Source organism: Kluyvera intermedia, assembly GCF_034424175.1.
GTDB classification, from domain to species: domain Bacteria; phylum Pseudomonadota; class Gammaproteobacteria; order Enterobacterales; family Enterobacteriaceae; genus Kluyvera; species Kluyvera intermedia.
Window position 1 is genome coordinate 1,390,562 of sequence record NZ_CP139986.1, and the last position, 18,077, is coordinate 1,408,638.

An 18,077-nucleotide genomic window follows, 5' to 3' on the forward strand; every position below is an offset into this window, starting at 1 on the left:
AGGAGAAGGGCTGCGTGGAAATTTACAATAACGAAGACGAGCAGGTTGACGCGATTAAACGCTTCTTTGCCGAAAATGGTAAAGCGCTGGCCGTTGGGGTGATTTTGGGGATCGGTGCGCTGGTTGGCTGGCGTTACTGGAATTCTCATCAGGTAGACTCTGCCCGGGATTCTTCCGCGGCGTATGAAAATGCCGTTTCTTCTCTTAGTTCAGGGAAACCAGAAGCGCTGGCCTCTGCACAGAAATTTGCAGCCGAGACGAAAAACACCTACGGGGCGTTTGCATCTCTGGAACTGGCACAGGCTTTTGTTGATAAAAACGATCTGGCACAAGCCGAAAAACAGCTGCAGCAAGGGCTGACCGCGGCGTCAGATGAAAATTTAAAATCCGTACTGAGTCTGCGTCTGGCGCGCGTTCAACTGCAAATGAAGCAGGCTGACGTGGCGCTGAAAACACTGGAAGGTGTGAAAGGCGAAGGCTGGACGGCTATTGTTGCTGATTTACGCGGGGAAATCCTGCTCAGTAAAGGTGACAAACAGGGTGCTCGTTCAGCGTGGGAAGCTGGCGCTAAGAGCGATGCATCACCGGCGCTGAGCGAAATGATGCGCATGAAAATTAATAATTTGTCCATCTGAGAGGGACCCGATGCAATTGCGTAAATTACTTTTGCCTGGACTGCTTTCTGTCACTCTTTTGAGTGGTTGCTCGCTGTTTAGCGGCGAAGAAGACGTTGTGAAAATGTCCCCGCTGCCAACGGTGGAAAATCAGTTCACGCCATCTACCGCGTGGGATGTTTCTGTCGGTAGCGGTATCGGCGATTTCTACTCTAACCTGCATCCGGCTTATGCGGATAGCGTGGTTTACGCGGCTGACCGTAAAGGTACCGTGAAGGCTGTTAACGCCGATGACGGGAAAGAAATCTGGTCCGTGAATCTTGCGGAAAAAGACGGTTGGTTTGGTCATAAATCAGCGCTGCTTTCCGGCGGCCTGACGATTGCCGGCGGTCACGTTTATGTCGGTAGCGAAAAGGCGCAGGTTTACGCGCTGGATGCAGGCGATGGTTCCATCGTCTGGCAGACTACCGCTGCAGGTGAAGTCTTGTCTCGCCCAACCTCGAGCGATGGTCTGGTTCTGGTTCACACCAGTAATGGCCAGCTGCAGGCGTTGGACGAAAACAGTGGCGTCGTGAAGTGGACGGTGAATCTGGATATGCCAGCGCTTTCGCTGCGCGGCGAGTCAGCTCCCGCTGTTGCTTACGGTGCGGCGGTTGTTGGCGGTGATAACGGTCGTGTGAGCGCAGTCCTGATGCAGCAAGGCCAGCTTATCTGGCAGCAGCGTATTTCTCAGGCTACCGGCACCACTGAAATCGATCGTCTGAGTGACGTTGATACCACACCGGTTATTGTTAATGGCGTTGTTTACGCATTGGCCTACAATGGTAACCTGACGGCGCTGGATCTTCGCAGCGGCCAGATCATGTGGAAACGCGAGCTGGGCTCGGTGAATGACTTCATCGTTGACGGCAACCGTATCTATATCGTCGATCAAAATGACCGTATTCTGGCGTTGACCACCGACGGTGGCGTAACGCTTTGGACGCAAAGCGATCTGTTGCACCGCCTGCTGACCTCACCGGTACTGTACAATGGCAGTCTGGTCGTGGGTGATAGTGAAGGCTACATGCACTGGGCTAATCCGGATGATGGGCGTTTTGTGGCCCAGCAGAAGGTAGATAGCTCCGGCTTCCTGACGGAACCCGTAGTGGCTGACGGTAAACTGCTGATTCAGGCGAAAGACGGTACCGTTTACGCGATTACGCGTTAACGACCGCGAAGTTTCAGCAATGAACGGCTCCTGTTAGGCAGGGGCCGTTTGCTATTTCTGTATTTTGACAAAATTTTGAGTATATGAGGCTTTAACATGGTACCTGTGGTCGCGCTTGTCGGGCGCCCTAATGTCGGAAAATCCACGCTTTTTAACCGCCTGACGCGCACTCGTGATGCGCTGGTTGCGGATTTCCCGGGTCTGACTCGTGACCGTAAGTACGGTCGTGCTGAAGTTGAAGGGCGTGAGTTTATCTGCATCGATACCGGCGGTATCGATGGCACAGAAGAAGGCGTGGAAACACGCATGGCGGAACAGTCGCTGCTGGCGATTGAAGAAGCCGATGTTGTGCTGTTTATGGTTGATGCACGTGCGGGGCTGATGCCTGCGGACGAAGGTATCGCCAAGCACTTGCGTTCGCGCCAGAAGCCTACTTTCCTGGTGGCGAACAAAACTGACGGCATCGACCCGGATCAGGCTGTTGCTGATTTCTGGTCGCTGGGCATGGGTGAAATTCACCCGATTGCCGCTTCTCACGGTCGTGGCGTGACCACGCTGCTGGAAACCGCTTTGCTGCCGTTCGTTGATGATATCAACCCGCCAGAAGAAGTGGACGAAGACGCTGAGTATTGGGCGAAGTTTGAAGCCGAGCAGAACGGCGGTGAAGTTGAAGAACCAGAAGATGACTTCAACCCGCAGGATTTGCCGATCAAAATCGCTATCGTCGGTCGCCCGAACGTGGGTAAGTCAACGCTAACTAACCGTATTCTTGGCGAAGATCGCGTTGTGGTCTTTGATATGCCAGGCACCACCCGCGACAGCATCTATATCCCGATGGAACGTGATGAACGTGAATACGTTCTCATCGACACCGCGGGTGTGCGTAAGCGCGGCAAAGTGACCGAGACGGTAGAGAAGTTCTCCGTTATCAAAACCCTACAGGCCATCGAGGACTCTAACGTCTGCCTGCTGGTCATTGATGCGCGTGAAGGTATCTCTGACCAGGACCTGTCACTGTTGGGCTTTATCCTCAATAGTGGGCGCTCACTTGTTATCGTCGTCAATAAGTGGGACGGTCTGAGCTCGGAAGTCAGAGAGCAGGTTAAAGAGACTCTGGACTATCGTCTGGGCTTCATCGATTTTGCTCGCGTACACTTTATCTCCGCTCTGCACGGCAGCGGCGTGGGTAATCTGTTTGAATCTATCCGTGAAGCTTATGATAGCTCCACCCGTCGTGTCGGTACGGCAATGTTGACCCGTATCATGACCATGGCGACCGAAGATCACCAGCCGCCTCTGGTTCGTGGTCGTCGCGTGAAGCTGAAATATGCCCACGCCGGTGGTTACAACCCGCCGATTGTGGTTATTCACGGCAACCAGGTCAAAGATCTGCCGGATTCCTACAAGCGCTATCTGATGAACTACTTCCGCAAATCGCTGGATGTAATGGGTACACCTATCCGTATTCAGTTCAAGGAAGGCGAGAACCCGTATGCGAACAAACGCAATACGCTGACGCCAACGCAGATGCGTAAACGCCAGCGTCTGATTCGCCATATCAAGAAAAGCAAATAACGAATCTGTATGGTTCGCTAGTTTTGTATTTCCTCTCAAGCCCGCATCCAGCGGGCTTTTTAATGTTATTATCTGGCTGACATCGACCCTAACTCAGGAAGTAATACATGAGCAACGAAGTACCACTTAAATACTATGATATCGCCGATGAATACGCGACGGAGTCCGCAAAGCCGGTTGACGAGTCAGAGCGCGACGCGCTAGCGCTTTATTTCCAGCTACTGATTACGCGCTTAATGAACAACGAAGAGATCAGCGAAGAAGCACAGCAAGAGATGGCGGTGGAAGCCGGTATCAACGCCCAGCGTATTGATGACATCGCTGAGTTCCTCAATCAATGGGGTAATGAGTAGCCTACTGCGAGGTAAGTCATGAGCAAGCGTTCCACGTCCGATTTCAATATCAGTACCCAAATTACCCAGCTTGGGCGGGATGCATCCAAACAAGCGGGTTTTGTGAACGCACCGATATATCGCGGTTCCACGGTGCTTTTCCCGACGGTTGACGATCTGGAACATAACCGGGCGCAGTTCAACTATGGCACGAAGGGAACGCCAACTATCGCCAGCCTGGAAAATGCCTGGAGTGTACTGGCAGGGGCGGCAGGCACGGTGCTTTCCCCATCCGGTCTGGGAGCGATTGCACTTGCACTGCTGACTACCCTGAAAGCGGGCGACCACCTGCTGATGCCTGACTGTGTGTACCGGCCAACGCGTAATTTTTGTGCCGGTCTGCTGGCGAAAATGGGTATTGAGACGACTTATTACGATCCGCGCATTGGCGCAGAGATTGAATCGCTGTTTCGCCCCAATACCACCACGCTGTTTCTTGAATCTCCTGGCTCACAAAGCTTTGAGATTCAGGATGTTCCGGCGATGACGAAGGTGGCGAAAGCTCACGGCGTTACCACTATCATTGATAATACTTGGGCGACACCGATTTTCTTCCGCGCTCACGAACATGGTTGCGATATCGCGCTGGAAGCTGGAACCAAATATCTTGGCGGCCATTCTGACCTGCTGATGGGGTTGGTATCAGCGAATGAAGCGTGGTGGCCAAAGCTGCGTGAAATGTATGACCTGATGGCTATGCTGCCAGGTGCCGAAGACTGTTTCCTGGCGTTGCGTGGCCTGCGTACTTTGCATCTGCGGCTTAAAGAGGCCGAAAAACGTGGTCTGGAAATGGCGCGCTGGCTACAAATGCGTCCGGAAGTGCTGAAGGTATTGCATCCGGCGCTGCCTGAAACACCGGGGCATGATATCTGGAAGCGAGATTTTAAAGGGTCTTCGGGGCTGTTTTCTATCGTCCTGAAACCTGAGTATACCAAAGCGGGATTGGCAAAAATGCTTGATAACATGGGGATCTTTGGCATGGGATACTCATGGGGCGGCTTTGAAAGTCTGATTATTCCGTTTAACTGCGCGGAATACCGTACCGTGACAGACTGGCAGCCAGGTGGTTTAACGCTACGGGTGCAAATTGGTTTCGAAGATATGGATGACCTGAAAACCGATATGGCAGAAGGCTTCGACCGCTTACGCTCGGTGCGTTAAGGCAATGCGCCATTGTGAACAAGACTTTATGATGGCGCTTCACGCATAATCCTCTCTGCTGCTCTTTTCTTAATGGTGAGTCAGAGAAAATGAATATTGGATTTGTCGGCCTGGGGGCGGTGGTTGAAACTGCCTGGCTTCCCGCCCTTAAACGACTGTCGTTACCGATTTCTTCCTGCTGGGGATACGATAGTCATCCCCAGCGAACGCTACCGGGCGTCACCCGCTGCGAATCTCTTAGCGCACTGCTGGCGCAGCCCATCGACACGCTATGTATCACCACCACCTCACTACAACATTTACCGGTACTGGAAGCTGCATTGGTATCTGGAATATCTCGAATTGTTGTGGAAAAACCGGTTGTCGCGACGTTGATGCAGATAAAGCGCCTGCGTAAGCTTTTGGCCCTGCCTGAAAATGCACCACGCGTACTGGCGCTGGATCACTGGATGGCACGAGATGGCGCGATTTGTCTGGCACTAGGGAAAATGGATAAACGCTGGCTGTCCGATCATTCCGTGCAGATAGCGCCCCTCATCACAACACCTGCCGATATTGTCGGTATTGATGGCTTTTTGCTGGAGCCTAGCGGGTTTAATACCGAAAGTGAGCCTATTGCCCTCAATTTTGCCACCGGTGAGCCGGATACACGCCAGTTGCGCCACCCGGATGGTGTGATTCTGGATACTGGTACTCACGTGCTGGCGATGATGCGTGAAACCGTACGCTATCTCGGTGGAGACGACACTTTGCAACTGACCGTATCAATGGCAAAAGATCGGCTGGGTACGCCAATAGTTTATGGTGATACCCAAACCGCGGAAGGAGAGGCGCATTTACAGGGAGAACTGGGTGGTATCCCGGTGAATCTGTGGCTGAATAAGTACGCGGGGCCGGGGGTAGAGCGTAAGGGGATAAGTCTCTACTTGCGTGATGGGCGGATAATTAGCCAGAGCCGTTACCCTAAGGGGGAACGTGTGGAGCTGATAACTGGCGATCAATCTCTTAGTTGGACGCGCAGTGGAGCAATCTATGACCATTGTCTTGGCGAACATATTTTTGGCGCTAACAGCTTGTTTGTCCGGGCCCCACAGGAAGTGGAAAAACTTACCCAACGGCGTATTGCTGAGGTGGAGTGCTTGTTACAGCTTCAGCTGGCGCTACGCGGGCCACACTGAAGCCTGAGGCCGTGGTAAAATAGCGGCATAAGACTACGTTAAGGAGCCATCATGGAATTCACTTGCCCAACCTGCCAGGCCTCGCTCGAGGTACAGGGTGACCACGCATATTGCGATCACTGCCAGAAAGATTTCAAGCTTGAGATGCGCTGCCCTGAGTGTCATAAACCACTGGAAATTTTAAAAGCTTGTGGTGCGGTAGATTATTTTTGTCAGTCCGGGCACGGACTTATTTCTAAGAAGCGGGTTGAAATTATTAATATAAAGTAATTAATAGGGGTGTTTTATTTCAACACCCCTTATTGTTTTTCTTAATATGTCTACTAATAACATTTTATGTATCGGTGTCTTGCTTTTGAATTTTTAGGAATTTATTTAGGTTAGCTGCTCTGGCATCTATTATTCACCACTCTATAATCCATCGTAAGACTGTTTTGTGGGCGTTGGCTATAAGGATATAGCGTGCGTGAATGGATTGTATGTATAATATTACTGTTAAGCAATATTATTGCTGGGCCAGCGTGCGGCGCAACCGGCGAGGTTTCTGTGGATGAGGAATCGTCATCACAGGAAGATAGCCTGCCCGATCTGGGCAGTGATAAAAATGCCCAACAGGCAAAGAAAAGTGGGAAGCAGGCATTAGCGGAGTCCGGTGGAAGTTATCTTGTTAGCTCTGCAATGCAGGACTTCAGTAACTTAACGCCCGAAGCGCTTAAGTCTCAAGCCCAGAGTTACTTACAAAATCAGGTAACCTCCTCAGCACAAACTTATCTTGATAGCGTGCTTTCACCGTACGGAAAGTTACGGACCAATCTTTCGGTCGGTGAACGTGGCGATTTAGATGGATCATCGCTGGATTATTTCGTTCCCTTATATGATAACCAGAAGACATTGTTTTTTAGCCAGTTGTCCACTCAGCGTAAAGATGACAGGACAATAGGAAATATAGGTTTTGGCCTCCGCCAGAATATTAATAATTGGTTATTAGGGGGTAATGCTTTTTATGATTATGATTTTACGCGTGGTCATCGTCGTCTAGGATTAGGCGTAGAAGCATGGGCTGATTATTTAAAAGTATCCGGTAATTATTATCATCCGCTTTCCACCTGGAAAGATTCGCCGGATTTTGAATTCTATGAGGAACGACCAGCCCGCGGCTGGGATATTCGCGCTGAGAGCTGGTTGCCTTTTTATCCGCAGTTGGGCGGAAAAATAGTTTACGAACAATACTATGGCGATGAGGTTGCGCTATTTGGCAGCGATAACCTGCAAAAGAATCCTCAGGCCGTAACGTTGGGAGTGAACTATACGCCCGTACCGATGGTCACCGTGGGTGCCGATTACAAAGCTGGGACAGGTGATAATCGCGATCTTAGTGTTAATGCAACGCTGACCTACCAGTTTGGTGCACCGATTGCTGCTCAGCTTGATCCTGAAAATGTAAAAGTTCAGCGCTCGTTAATGGGCAGCCGCCATGATTTTGTTGAGCGTAATAATTTTATTGTTCTTGAATATCGCGAAAAAGATCCCCTGGACGTGACGCTTTGGCTCAAGGCTGACGCCACGAATACGCATCCCGAATGTGTTATCCAGGATACCCCTGAATCCGCGATAGGGTTGGAAAAATGTAAGTGGACCGTCAACGCGCTGATAAACCATCACTACAAAATTATTGCGGCATCGTGGCAGGCGAAAAACAACGTCAACCGCACCTTGGTGATGCCGGTTGTGCAAGCGAACATGCTGACAGAAGGCAATAACAACAGCTGGAATCTGGTGCTGCCCGCGTGGGTCAATGCGGATACTGAAGCCGAGCGTACCGCACTGAATAGCTGGAAGGTGCGGATGACGCTGGAGGATGAAAAGGGAAATCGGCAGAACTCTGGCGTAGTAGACATTGTCGTGCAGCAGGATCGTAGCATTGAGCTTATCGTCGATAACATCGCAGATACCAATCGCAGCGACCATAGCCACTCGGCCAGTGCGCAGGCTAATGGTGAAGATGGTGTAGTGATGGATGTATTGCTGACGGATTCTTTTGGCGACTCGACTGACCGTAACGGAAATACGCTGGTTGACGAAGCCATGTCGCCGGAATTATATGACAGCAACGACAAAAAGGTCTCGTTATCAAATGCGCCGTGCACAACGGAGAAACCGTGCGTATTCGTGGCAGAGCGCAATGAAAAGGCGGGGACGATTACGTTGTCCAGTACGCTAGCGGGGACCTTTCACTGGAAGGCGAAGGAAGACGTTTATGGCGATAGCAATCTTGTCGATATCACCTTTGTTGGCGGGTCAGATGAAGTGCTTAATAGTCTGATTTATCAGACCAAAGTCTCTAAACCAGTCAACCTTATCAACAATAAAGAGACCCATCCTACGCTGAACAATACTTATCGTTTCCTCCTCTGGCGCGATAAAAACAAAGACGGTGCCTTTCAAATGTCAGAGCAGCTCACGGCAGACGAAATGGCGCTGTACGACTACCAATGGGAATTTACCGGACAGAGCACTCAAGGGCATACCGGGGCGCAGTCAAATACCAGTAATGAAGATCTGATACTTCCTGCAACCAACAAAGAGGCCGCGCAGAAATTTGGCGCGAATGCCCAGGATGGCGTTCAGGGATATGGCATACGGGTTTCGTATAGCCAGAAATAGCACAGCGTAGTGGCTGAGCGGCCAATCGCTGAAACATAAAGAAAAGGAGAGTCTTAATGCAGCAAATCGTAAAACGTCGACTAACTAAGGTCGCTCTGGCACTGGTGGTCGCAGGATATTGTTCTGTTCCAGCCATGGCAGCCAATGGCAATCTTAAGAGTGGCCAATGGCAGTTTGTCACCGACACGACAGGGACGATTCAGGGTACGGTACCGTGGATCACTCGTGCAGCGGATAAAGTGGCGGAAACCGACAAAGCTCACGTGACGGTGACTGTCGACCGCGGCACCCGAACGGGCGCAAGCGAGGGTGACAAGCAGTTCCACGTGGATGATAAGGTGACCGTTAACTGGGCAATTGGCGACACCGAAGGTGACCTTGACACCAGCAATACAGCCACGAAAGCGACGATGGTTTGGGTGCGTTCAAAGAACCAGGATGGTTCGGATGCGGCCGAGATTAGCGGAACAACCGGGCAGGACAGTTACACCATTCAGGCCGATGATGCCGACTATTATCTGGGGATCAAAATTACGCCAACCACCACGACAGGCGATCCTAACGTTGCCACCGTACTGCTGCTCGGCGATCTTTCCACCAATGCGGGCGGTGGTGCAGATGACGACGATATTCCGGAAGGTCCGGTTGTTGATGAAAATGTGAAAGTGGTGATTCATGAGTCTGGTGTGAATACCAACCTGTTGGGCACCGACGCCAAACTTAAAACCAATACCACCTATCAAGTTCTGCTGTGGAAAGATAAAAACAGTAACGGCAAGTACGATACCGGTGAAGACGTTACCAGCGACTATAACTATCGCTGGAAATTTACGGGCAACAGTCTGCAACTGGGCGCGGCGGGTGGTCTTGTCAGCAGTACCTACAACAACACCGATCTGGTGGTTCCAGTTACGAATGCCGAAGCGAAGAGCGCTTTCGACAACGGCGAAAGCGGCAGCGTTACCCTCGGCAACGATGGCGTGCAGGGTTACGGACTGTCTATCGATTATCAACGCAAATAATACTTACCCGACCATCCCTGCAAAGGGATGGTCTTTTCCGCGTCTTTTGCTTAGCTAAAGGCTAAGCAAAAGATGTTGAATATACAGAAAATACAGGTGGATATAGCTTATGGATGGCAGTCTGCGCAGGGATAGAATTCCCCACTTTTTATTGCTCGTGCTGATGATATTCAGCGGCTTTTTGGCGCCGGTGTCCGCCGCCTTGAAAAGCGGTACCTGGCAGGAGATGAACACCTCAACCGATGCTATCAACGGAACCGTACCGCTGGCCGATGGCGTCACGATCCCGGTTTATCAGGGCAGTATTCTGCTTAGCCCTGATGAAACACACGTCGTTAATTTTAGCGCCATGCCGCGTGATTTCAGCACCGACGATACCGCCAGTGCGCTGAAAATCGTCAATCCTATTGATACTGAAGGTGATATTTTTGCGGTGCCCCCCGTTCGCTGGGCTGACAAAGCGCCTGTCGTCACCCTAACCTGGGCCGATGCCGCAACGCCGGATGAACCGCTTAACCCACAGCCGGTCGCCAACCAAACGTTTTGTGCGCAGAATATGGCCGGGAAAAACTATGTTCTCTGGCCGCAGCTCGAGAGTGATGCCTCCTCTGCACCAGCAGCTTTATATTTACAAACGATCACCGGCACCCCCTTTAGCAACACCACCACGCTATTAGATCAGAAAATCCCGGTGACGATTGCTGCCGCCGTAGGTGAGCCCGTGGAAGTGACGGCAGATAACTTCAATGAAACGCTGAAAGCGGCCAGGGTCAAAGTTGGTGAGAGCATCACACTGACCATTACTACACATGACTGCCAGGGGAATGCGGTAGGTAATACGGCGTTTGTGATAACCCGTGGCGATGCGCTTAACCGCCAGAATATCGTCAATAACACGGCTCCAGTGCACGTTGGCAACTCCGAACTGACCACCACCGCAACGGAATATCACGGCACGACCGATGCCAATGGTAATGCGACGGTGGTCATCACCCAAGCCAATGGTGCAGGTGTCAAAACACCGCTGACGGTCTCTCCGGCGAACGCTTCCACCTTGAAAGCCAGCGTTGATGTGATTTTCACCACCCTGACCAGCCCGAACAGCGCAAGCGCGAATATGTGGGGCCATATGCCAGAAACGTCTGGCGCAGAGGTTGATGGCGAAACCTATACCTTCACTCGCCCTAAGCTGGCGGCAGAAGCTGAAGGTGAAAGCGGTGTGGTGAATGCGAACAATGAAAGCTGGGCGCTGTTCAACTGGAGTGGTGCGGATAAGCACTGCGACATTTTACCCGATGCCCGTCAGTTGATGGGGCTGAAAATTGCTCGCGGCGACCTGGTGAGCCAGCTGGGCTGGCCGGTAGCGGGTACCAATGAGTACTGGTCATCGTCGGACGGGACGCTGGCGACGAATCATCTGGGTGTCAATATGCTCAGTCGCCGCGTGGTTGAAGAACCCGATACGACAACGTCGGTAGTGAGCTGTGTTGATAAAGCCTCGCCGGATGTTACGCCAGCGCTAACGTTGACGCTGGATAATATGGATAGTGGACTGAATGCAGCAAAAGTGGCGGTGGGTGACTCCATCAGCATGAGAGTCTCGATTACGGATAAAGAGACGGGCGCTGCACTGCCTTACCGCTACTTTGACCTGTATGTTGGCGATGAACAGAACCGTAAAGGGCAAACCAATACTGAGGCCAAGGCCGAGGGGGCGAAATACGGTTGGGATGACAATCCGGTGCTGGTGGGCATTGAAGGTTCCGGTACGCCGAATCATTACCATGGCATTACCGACGCTAACGGCCAGCTGTCGCTGGAATTAACGCAGGACAATGGTGCTGGCGTTCTGACACCGCTGCGGGTGGTGCTCGCTGATGGTACCGAATCCACGGCTAACGTCATCTTCACCGTGTTGACCAGTCCGGACGTTGCGCAGGCACGCATGTGGGGTCATATGCAGGGCGTTGTTGAGGCAGGCAATATCTACAAGCGTCCGCAGTTAGTCGGTGAGGCCACGGCAAACACTGGCTCAACCGTCGAGAATCATGAAGACTGGGCCACCTTTAATTCCGTTACGGCGGCGACCGCGCAGTGTGGTGTAGGGCAAGTACCTGGGCAGGTGATTCTGGATGCGCTCTATTCGGCACACTCCGGCAACGCCATGCTAACCACTTATGGTTGGCCAACCGCTAGCCATAGCTATATTTCCGCTGATACTGACGGTAGCCAAACCGCACACGTCAATCTGGCCAACGGCACTGACGCGATGTTTAGCGGGACAGAACCTAACTATCTGACCTGCTCAGGCAATGAGTTGGTCACGCAGCTAGAAGTATCGATGAATAGTGATGCCAATCTGCGCCAGGCGGTGGCGAAGGTGGGTGAGCAGATAACCATGACGGTGCATTCGATCAATGCGTTAAACGGGATAGCGGTTCCGAATGCGGCGTTTACCGTTACCATGGCGCACGGAAAAAACCGCAGCGGACTGACAACCGGTTATACCGATGCGACTGATGGCACGTTGGTGATGGGGGGCGAGTCGTTTGGCTCATCTCAGGCCTCCATGACGTACGAGGGAGTGACTGATGCCAGCGGTAATGCGACATTTATTATCGAACAGCCACAGGGCGTTGGCCTGCTGACTCAGTTGACTATCGTTCCCGTTAATTCACTCATCACAACGCCAATAACCCGTAGCGTGAAGTTTACGGTCCCTACCAGCCCGGACACGGCGGATGCAGAAATGTGGGGTCATATGGCGGATACCGTGACCGCAGATGGCCTGACTTTTGAGCGACCTAAACTGGCAACAGAGGTTAGCGCCACGCGCACTCTGGTGGAAGATAACGAAACCTGGGCGCGTGTGACGCATAGCGATGCGGCGGGTAACACTCAAGCCGGGGGCTGCGCGGTCAATCGCTTACCGCGCGCCGATCAGCTTAGCGTTCTTTATAACGCCAACAGCGACGGAGCGATGCACAGTACTCAAGGCTGGCCTGTCTCTCAGTCATACTGGTCAGCGACGTTTGCCAGCGCCACCACGTGGAAAATGATTTCGCTTGCCAGCGGCGCGGAAGCGACCAGCGGCAATGCTTCTGTCTATACTGCCTGTCTTGCCAGTGATAACCCTGTTGCGACCACTATCACTATTGAGGCCGCTACCCCAGCGCAGTGGAGCGATAGCCTGCAAGCCACGAAGGTGAAAAAGGGCGAGACGTTGGCGTTGAAGGTGACGGTAAAAGATGCCAACGGTAATCCGTTGCCAGGTGTGCCATTTGTACTGAGTCGCGGTGATGGTTATACCCGCCAGGGCACTAAACATATTGCCGGCAGCGGTGATGGCATTGTGTCACCGGTGGTGATTGATGGTGAATCGTTAAATGACACGGCGACAAAAATTGGCGGTATCACCGGCGCGGATGGCAGTAAAACGATTAATGTCACCCGCCCAGAGACCCACGGAACCAAAGTCGCGATAACCGCCGCACTGTATGACAACGCCGGTATTAGCGACAGTCTCGATACCATTTTTACCGTAGTCACCAGCCCAGATAGCGATAAAGCCACGATGTGGGGGCATATGCCGGAAACCGTGACGGCAGCTAGCGGTGCGGTGTTTAAACGCCCACAGCTGTCGGCTGAAATGGCAAGCGGTGTTGCCGCGGGTAGCGTAACGGAAAATAATGAAAGCTGGGGAACCGTAGATTTCCACACGATCTCTACTGCTTGTGGCGCGGCCTTTCTACCGGCATTGGCAGACTTGCAATCTCTCTATTCGGCGTGGCCGGGCGGGGCTATCAATACTCAACAAGGCTGGCCACTGGACGAGAGAAACTATCAAAACAGTACCGCCGATCTTAGCCGCTCAACCGATAATCGCTATGTTAAATCGCTAAACCTGCGTGATAACGGCATCACGTCGCAATTGTGGAGTGAAAAGCTCTATTTCTCCTGTTTGCAGAATGCGCGTTCTACAGCAACGCATCTGACGTTGACCTCAACGCTCTATAAAGAGAGTGACGGTTTCGCTAAAGCGAAAGTGGGTGAAACCATTCCGGTTGTGATTACCACTCTTGATGACAGCGGTCGCCCACTAGGCAATACGCCGGTTATCTTTACACGCGGTGACAGCGTGGGTCGCAGTAATCAGGACGCTAACGCGACTGAAGCCGCAGCTATTCAGATTAACCAGGGTACTGGCATTGATAGCGGCATTGAGTACTACACGGCCACCGGAGACGATGGGACGGTGACGCTGGATATCAATCAGGACAGCGGTGCGGGTTTTAAAACCCCGCTACACGCTGCCATTGAAAATATAGTTGGTTCCAGTCAATCCCTGTCGACGGTATTTACGGTTATCACTAGCCCGGATACGGCAAAAGCCAACTACTGGGGCCATATGCCGGAAACGGTAACCGACAGTAACGGGTTGGTATATAAGCGTCCGTTACTGGCGAGTGAGTCCGGTAGCTCGGTGGGAAAATCGGTGACGATGACTAACGGTAGCTATGATAAAGGCGAAACGTGGGGGATGTTTACCGCTAGTGAGGCATGGAGCGGCGCGAATGGTTGCGGACGCAGCTATCTGCCTACAACGGATAATTTGCAGACGCTGTACTCCCGCTATCCTGATGGAGCAATGCGTAACATTAACGGTTGGCCGATGAGTAATAACGGCACCATCAGCGACAGTCAGTTCTGGTGGAGCGGTGATTCTGTGCTGTCTGAAGATGCCTGCCAGTTAGAGTATGCGGCAGTCAATCTATTGAGCGGTGGCGATATTAAATCCACCACCAGTAAGTCAACATATTATATGCAAACCTGCCTGGCCTCACCGCGCCAGCTTGCCAGCAAGCTAACGCTGACACTTGCCAATGCAGATGAAACCACGGGCATCGCGAAAGTGAAAAAAGGCGAGAAGATTGCCGCGACTGTTATGGTCACCGACACAACCGGGCTACCGGTAAGCAATGCGTTGGTGAAGATTACCCGCAGCGATGCCAAAACCCGTGCGAACGTGACTTATACCACTAACAACGCGGACGATATCACATTGAGTGATATCTCTTCTGGCGAGGCCAGTACTCTACTGGATACCAAACAAAAATACCTGTACGTGCAGACTGATGCCCAGGGGCTCATGACGTTTAACATTTCGCAGGATAGCACCACCGGTTTACAGACAACCATAAGTGCAACGCTGGCAGATGATAGTCAGGTAACGGACAGTAAAAATGCCATCTTCACGGTAATTACTAGCCCGGATACCAGCATCGCGAAGTACTGGGGTCATATGCCAGAGACATTTACCAACAGCAAAGGCGTTGAATTTAAACGTCCGCTGCTGCGCGCTGAACTCTCGTCGACAAGCAACACAACAGCTTACTCGCTGACCGGGGACGGTGAGGTCTGGTTCTCGACAACGAACATGGCTTATTTAGTACAGTGCGACCAGATGAGCACCGCCTCAGCGAGCGATCTGGCGACGCTGCAAAGTGACCATCCGAACGGTGAGCTGATGACCGAGTTTGGCTTGCCGGTCAGCAGCACTTCGCTGCCGTGGATAGCTGGCAATTTGATCGTCAATGCTGCCCATACCGGTGTAATCTCGCAAAGCGTTAACTTGTTCTCGGGTGAAAATACACAAGCGAGTTCTCAAGCGACCTTACAACTGTGCCGTGTGGAGCCAAGAACGCTGAACATTTCGCTTACCTCCAGCTTGCCTTGGGATGCGAACAAAGCGGGTTACCAGGTGAAAAAAGGGGAGATAATTCCTCTGACGATTGACGTCACCGACAATGCTGGGCAGCCTCAGGCGGGAGTAAGCATTAAATTTTACCGTGGGGCGTCAAGTTTTCGAAATGCACCGGGTTCCTCCATCATTGACACCCTTGCAGAATCCTACACCCTTCTAGAGCCGGTTTCGCCAGCGTCTGATGCTGTAACGCAGAAATACAGCTCGTCACCAACGTACTGGTATGGCACGACGGACAGTAACGGTAAAGTTCAGCTCAATGTGAGCCAGGATAGTACGACGGGGCTGAGAACCGAATTCTTTGCGGTGCTTGCGGACAACAACGTCTCGACCGAGGGCGTTGGCGGTATCTTTACCGTCTTGACCAGTCCGGACGTCAATACTGCTTTCCGCTGGGGCCATATGCCGGAGACGGTTGAAGGGCCGGACGGCGTCACCTATACGCGTCCAAAATTACAGTCAGAAGTCCCATCAGGCGTAGGTTTCTATAATAATAACAATGAATATTGGGCGCATCCAACGGCTGTTCAAGCTCAAACGGCAGGGGCAACGGGATGTGATCCTACGTACCAACCGCTGCTGAGCGATTTGCAGGCGCTGTATAATAAATACCCGAATACCGAACTGGAAACCGCCTACGGCTGGCCGCTGTCGTCGGGCAGAAACTGGTGGGCAGTAGACTTATCCAGTACAGGCCAATATCAAAGTCTTAATTTAAGCACGGGTACGAGTAATGCAACGACGTCGTCGACCACGATGCAGATGCAAGCGTGCCGAACGACGCCTCATGCGCCACAGCCGGCAACGATTGAACTGACCTCCAGCGTTTTTGATGCTGCGAGTCAGTACGCTAAGGTGAAAAAAGGCGAGACCATCCCGCTGACCGTCACGGTGAAAGATGTTAATGGCAGTCCTGCCGCGAATGCCGCCTTTACCCTTTCTCGAGGTGATGGTGTATCGCGCAGCGGGCTGGTGAAGACTTCTGACAGTAAAGGGGCGACGGACGATCTCGCACTGGAAGAACTCACGCCAACACCTGCGGCCACGGTGCTGGGCACTAAAGCCAGCACCTATAGCGGCGTGACGGGGGCAGACGGTACGGCAACATTTAGTTTGAGTCAGGATGATGCTATGGGGCTTAAGACCACCATTACGGCGAAATTAGGGACTTATCCAACGCCAACCTCCGCGCTGGATGCGATATTTACTGTCGTGACCAGCCCAGATACCGATAAAGCCGCCTACTGGGGCCATATGCCGGAAACTGCGACCAACAGTGCAGGTGTTGCCTTCCGACGCCCCCTGCTCGCCGCTGAAATGGCATCGTACAGCAGCACGTATACCTATAACAACGAAGCCTGGCCGCTGGTCACCGCCGGAAATACGGATATCGCAGGTGCGACAGGCTGCGATAAGGCGTATCAACCGCTGAAGAGTGACATGGAAACATTATTTATCGATAACCTTAGCGTTTCAGGCGGTGTCGGTACCGTTTACGGTTGGCCTAGTGGCTCTAATGAGCCCTGGTGGGCGGGTGATAAACAGGCAAATACCGGAAACTACCAGTATATTATGCTGAGCACTGGCGGCGGTGGATCCACCAGTTCATCTAGTACCAAAGGTGCGCAGGTCTGTCTGGTTGAACCTCGAATTACTGCGGCAGCTATTACGCTGACCTCGACAGCGATGGATACGGTGAAGGCATCGGCGGTTGCAGAGAAAGGCAAGACAATCCCGTTGACCGTTACGGTAAAAGATACCAGCGGTAATCCGGTTGCTAATGCCAGCTTTACCCTTTCACGAGGTGATTCGACAAACCGGGCGGGTGTGGTGATAACTGACGGTGATGTTGAGGCCGAGATGGGGGCAGATGATTTAATTCTTCAGGAAGTCATGCCATCGAGTTCGACCATTGATATGAGTACCACTGCCAGTGTCTTTAACGGGACGACCGGCTCTGATGGCACGGCAACCTTTACGCTGGAGCAAAATAAGAGTTTGGGTTTGAAAACGGCGCTAACGGCAGCGTTGCCCAATAACGCTCAGGCGAGCGCTACGCTCGATAATATTTTTACGGTGTTAACGAGCCCGGATACGAATAAAGCGCAATTCTGGGGGCATATGAAGGAGACCATGACCTTGAATGGCAAGACTATCCAGCGCCCACTGTTGCTGGCGGAACTTCCTTCTGGCGTTACACCGCCGCTTCATATCATGATGAATAATGAGGATTGGACGATGGCGCACACGATTGATTCCAGCACCTGGGATCTGGCTGCGCAGTGCGGTAGTTTACAGAAAGCATCGACTGCGGATGATCTGGAAGCGTTGTATTCCGTTTTCAATAAGACCGGATGGCCAACAACGTCCAGCTACAGCTATTTGTCTCAAACAAAAGGGACCAAAAATTACTGTGCCTTTAACCTGTCTGCTGGCGGTGAAAACTGCAACATTGACGCGGGTAAAACGGCAGGATTCGCGACCTGCGCGCAGTAGC

The 18,077-nt window shown here is 52.3% G+C and carries 10 protein-coding genes; all 10 read left to right on the top strand.

The genetic code is table 11. The annotated features are described in order from the left end of the window. Nucleotides 1-14 precede the first annotated feature (14 nt). The 10 genes from U0026_RS06755 (at nt 15) to U0026_RS06800 (ending at nt 18,076) form a co-directional block, all read left to right on the top strand. A complete protein-coding gene (locus U0026_RS06755) occupies nt 15-635 on the top strand; it encodes a YfgM family protein (RefSeq protein ID WP_062774504.1) in 621 nt (206 codons plus the stop codon). 10 nt (nt 636-645) lie between these two features. After that, nucleotides 646-1,824, top strand: a complete 1,179-nt coding sequence (gene bamB / locus U0026_RS06760) for an outer membrane protein assembly factor BamB (RefSeq protein WP_062774502.1) — start codon at nt 646-648, stop codon at nt 1,822-1,824. A 96-nt stretch (nt 1,825-1,920) separates the two neighbouring features. Next, nucleotides 1,921-3,399 carry a ribosome biogenesis GTPase Der gene (gene der, locus U0026_RS06765; protein WP_062774500.1) on the top strand — a complete coding sequence of 493 codons (1,479 nt, stop codon included), beginning with the start codon at nt 1,921-1,923 and terminating at the stop codon, nt 3,397-3,399. Nucleotides 3,400-3,506: 107 nt separating this feature from the next. After that, on the top strand, nt 3,507-3,752 hold the full coding sequence (locus U0026_RS06770; RefSeq protein ID WP_062774498.1) for a YmjA family protein: 246 nt from the start codon (nt 3,507-3,509) through the stop codon (nt 3,750-3,752). Nucleotides 3,753-3,770: 18 nt separating this feature from the next. Further along, entirely contained in the window at nt 3,771-4,952 is a 1,182-nt protein-coding gene (metC, locus tag U0026_RS06775; protein WP_062774496.1) for a cystathionine beta-lyase, read from the top strand. Between the two features lie 89 nt (nt 4,953-5,041). Then, nucleotides 5,042-6,130, top strand: a complete 1,089-nt coding sequence (locus tag U0026_RS06780; protein ID WP_062774494.1) for a Gfo/Idh/MocA family oxidoreductase — start codon at nt 5,042-5,044, stop codon at nt 6,128-6,130. Nucleotides 6,131-6,181: 51 nt separating this feature from the next. Continuing rightward, nucleotides 6,182-6,400 (top strand): zinc ribbon domain-containing protein, encoded by a 219-nt coding sequence (locus U0026_RS06785; protein WP_062774492.1) that lies wholly within the window; start codon nt 6,182-6,184, stop codon nt 6,398-6,400. Between the two features lie 192 nt (nt 6,401-6,592). Further along, nucleotides 6,593-8,794: an intimin-like inverse autotransporter SinH gene (gene sinH / locus U0026_RS06790; protein ID WP_062774490.1), complete on the top strand. Its 2,202-nt coding sequence runs from the start codon at nt 6,593-6,595 to the stop codon at nt 8,792-8,794. A 56-nt stretch (nt 8,795-8,850) separates the two neighbouring features. After that, nucleotides 8,851-9,816, top strand: coding sequence for a SinI family autotransporter-associated protein (locus tag U0026_RS06795; RefSeq protein WP_062774488.1), 966 nt, complete (start codon nt 8,851-8,853; stop codon nt 9,814-9,816). Between the two features lie 109 nt (nt 9,817-9,925). After that, complete coding sequence (locus U0026_RS06800) at nt 9,926-18,076, top strand: adhesion domain-containing protein (protein ID WP_082806308.1); 8,151 nt, start codon at nt 9,926-9,928, stop codon at nt 18,074-18,076. The last annotated feature ends 1 nt before the right edge of the window (nt 18,077 follow it).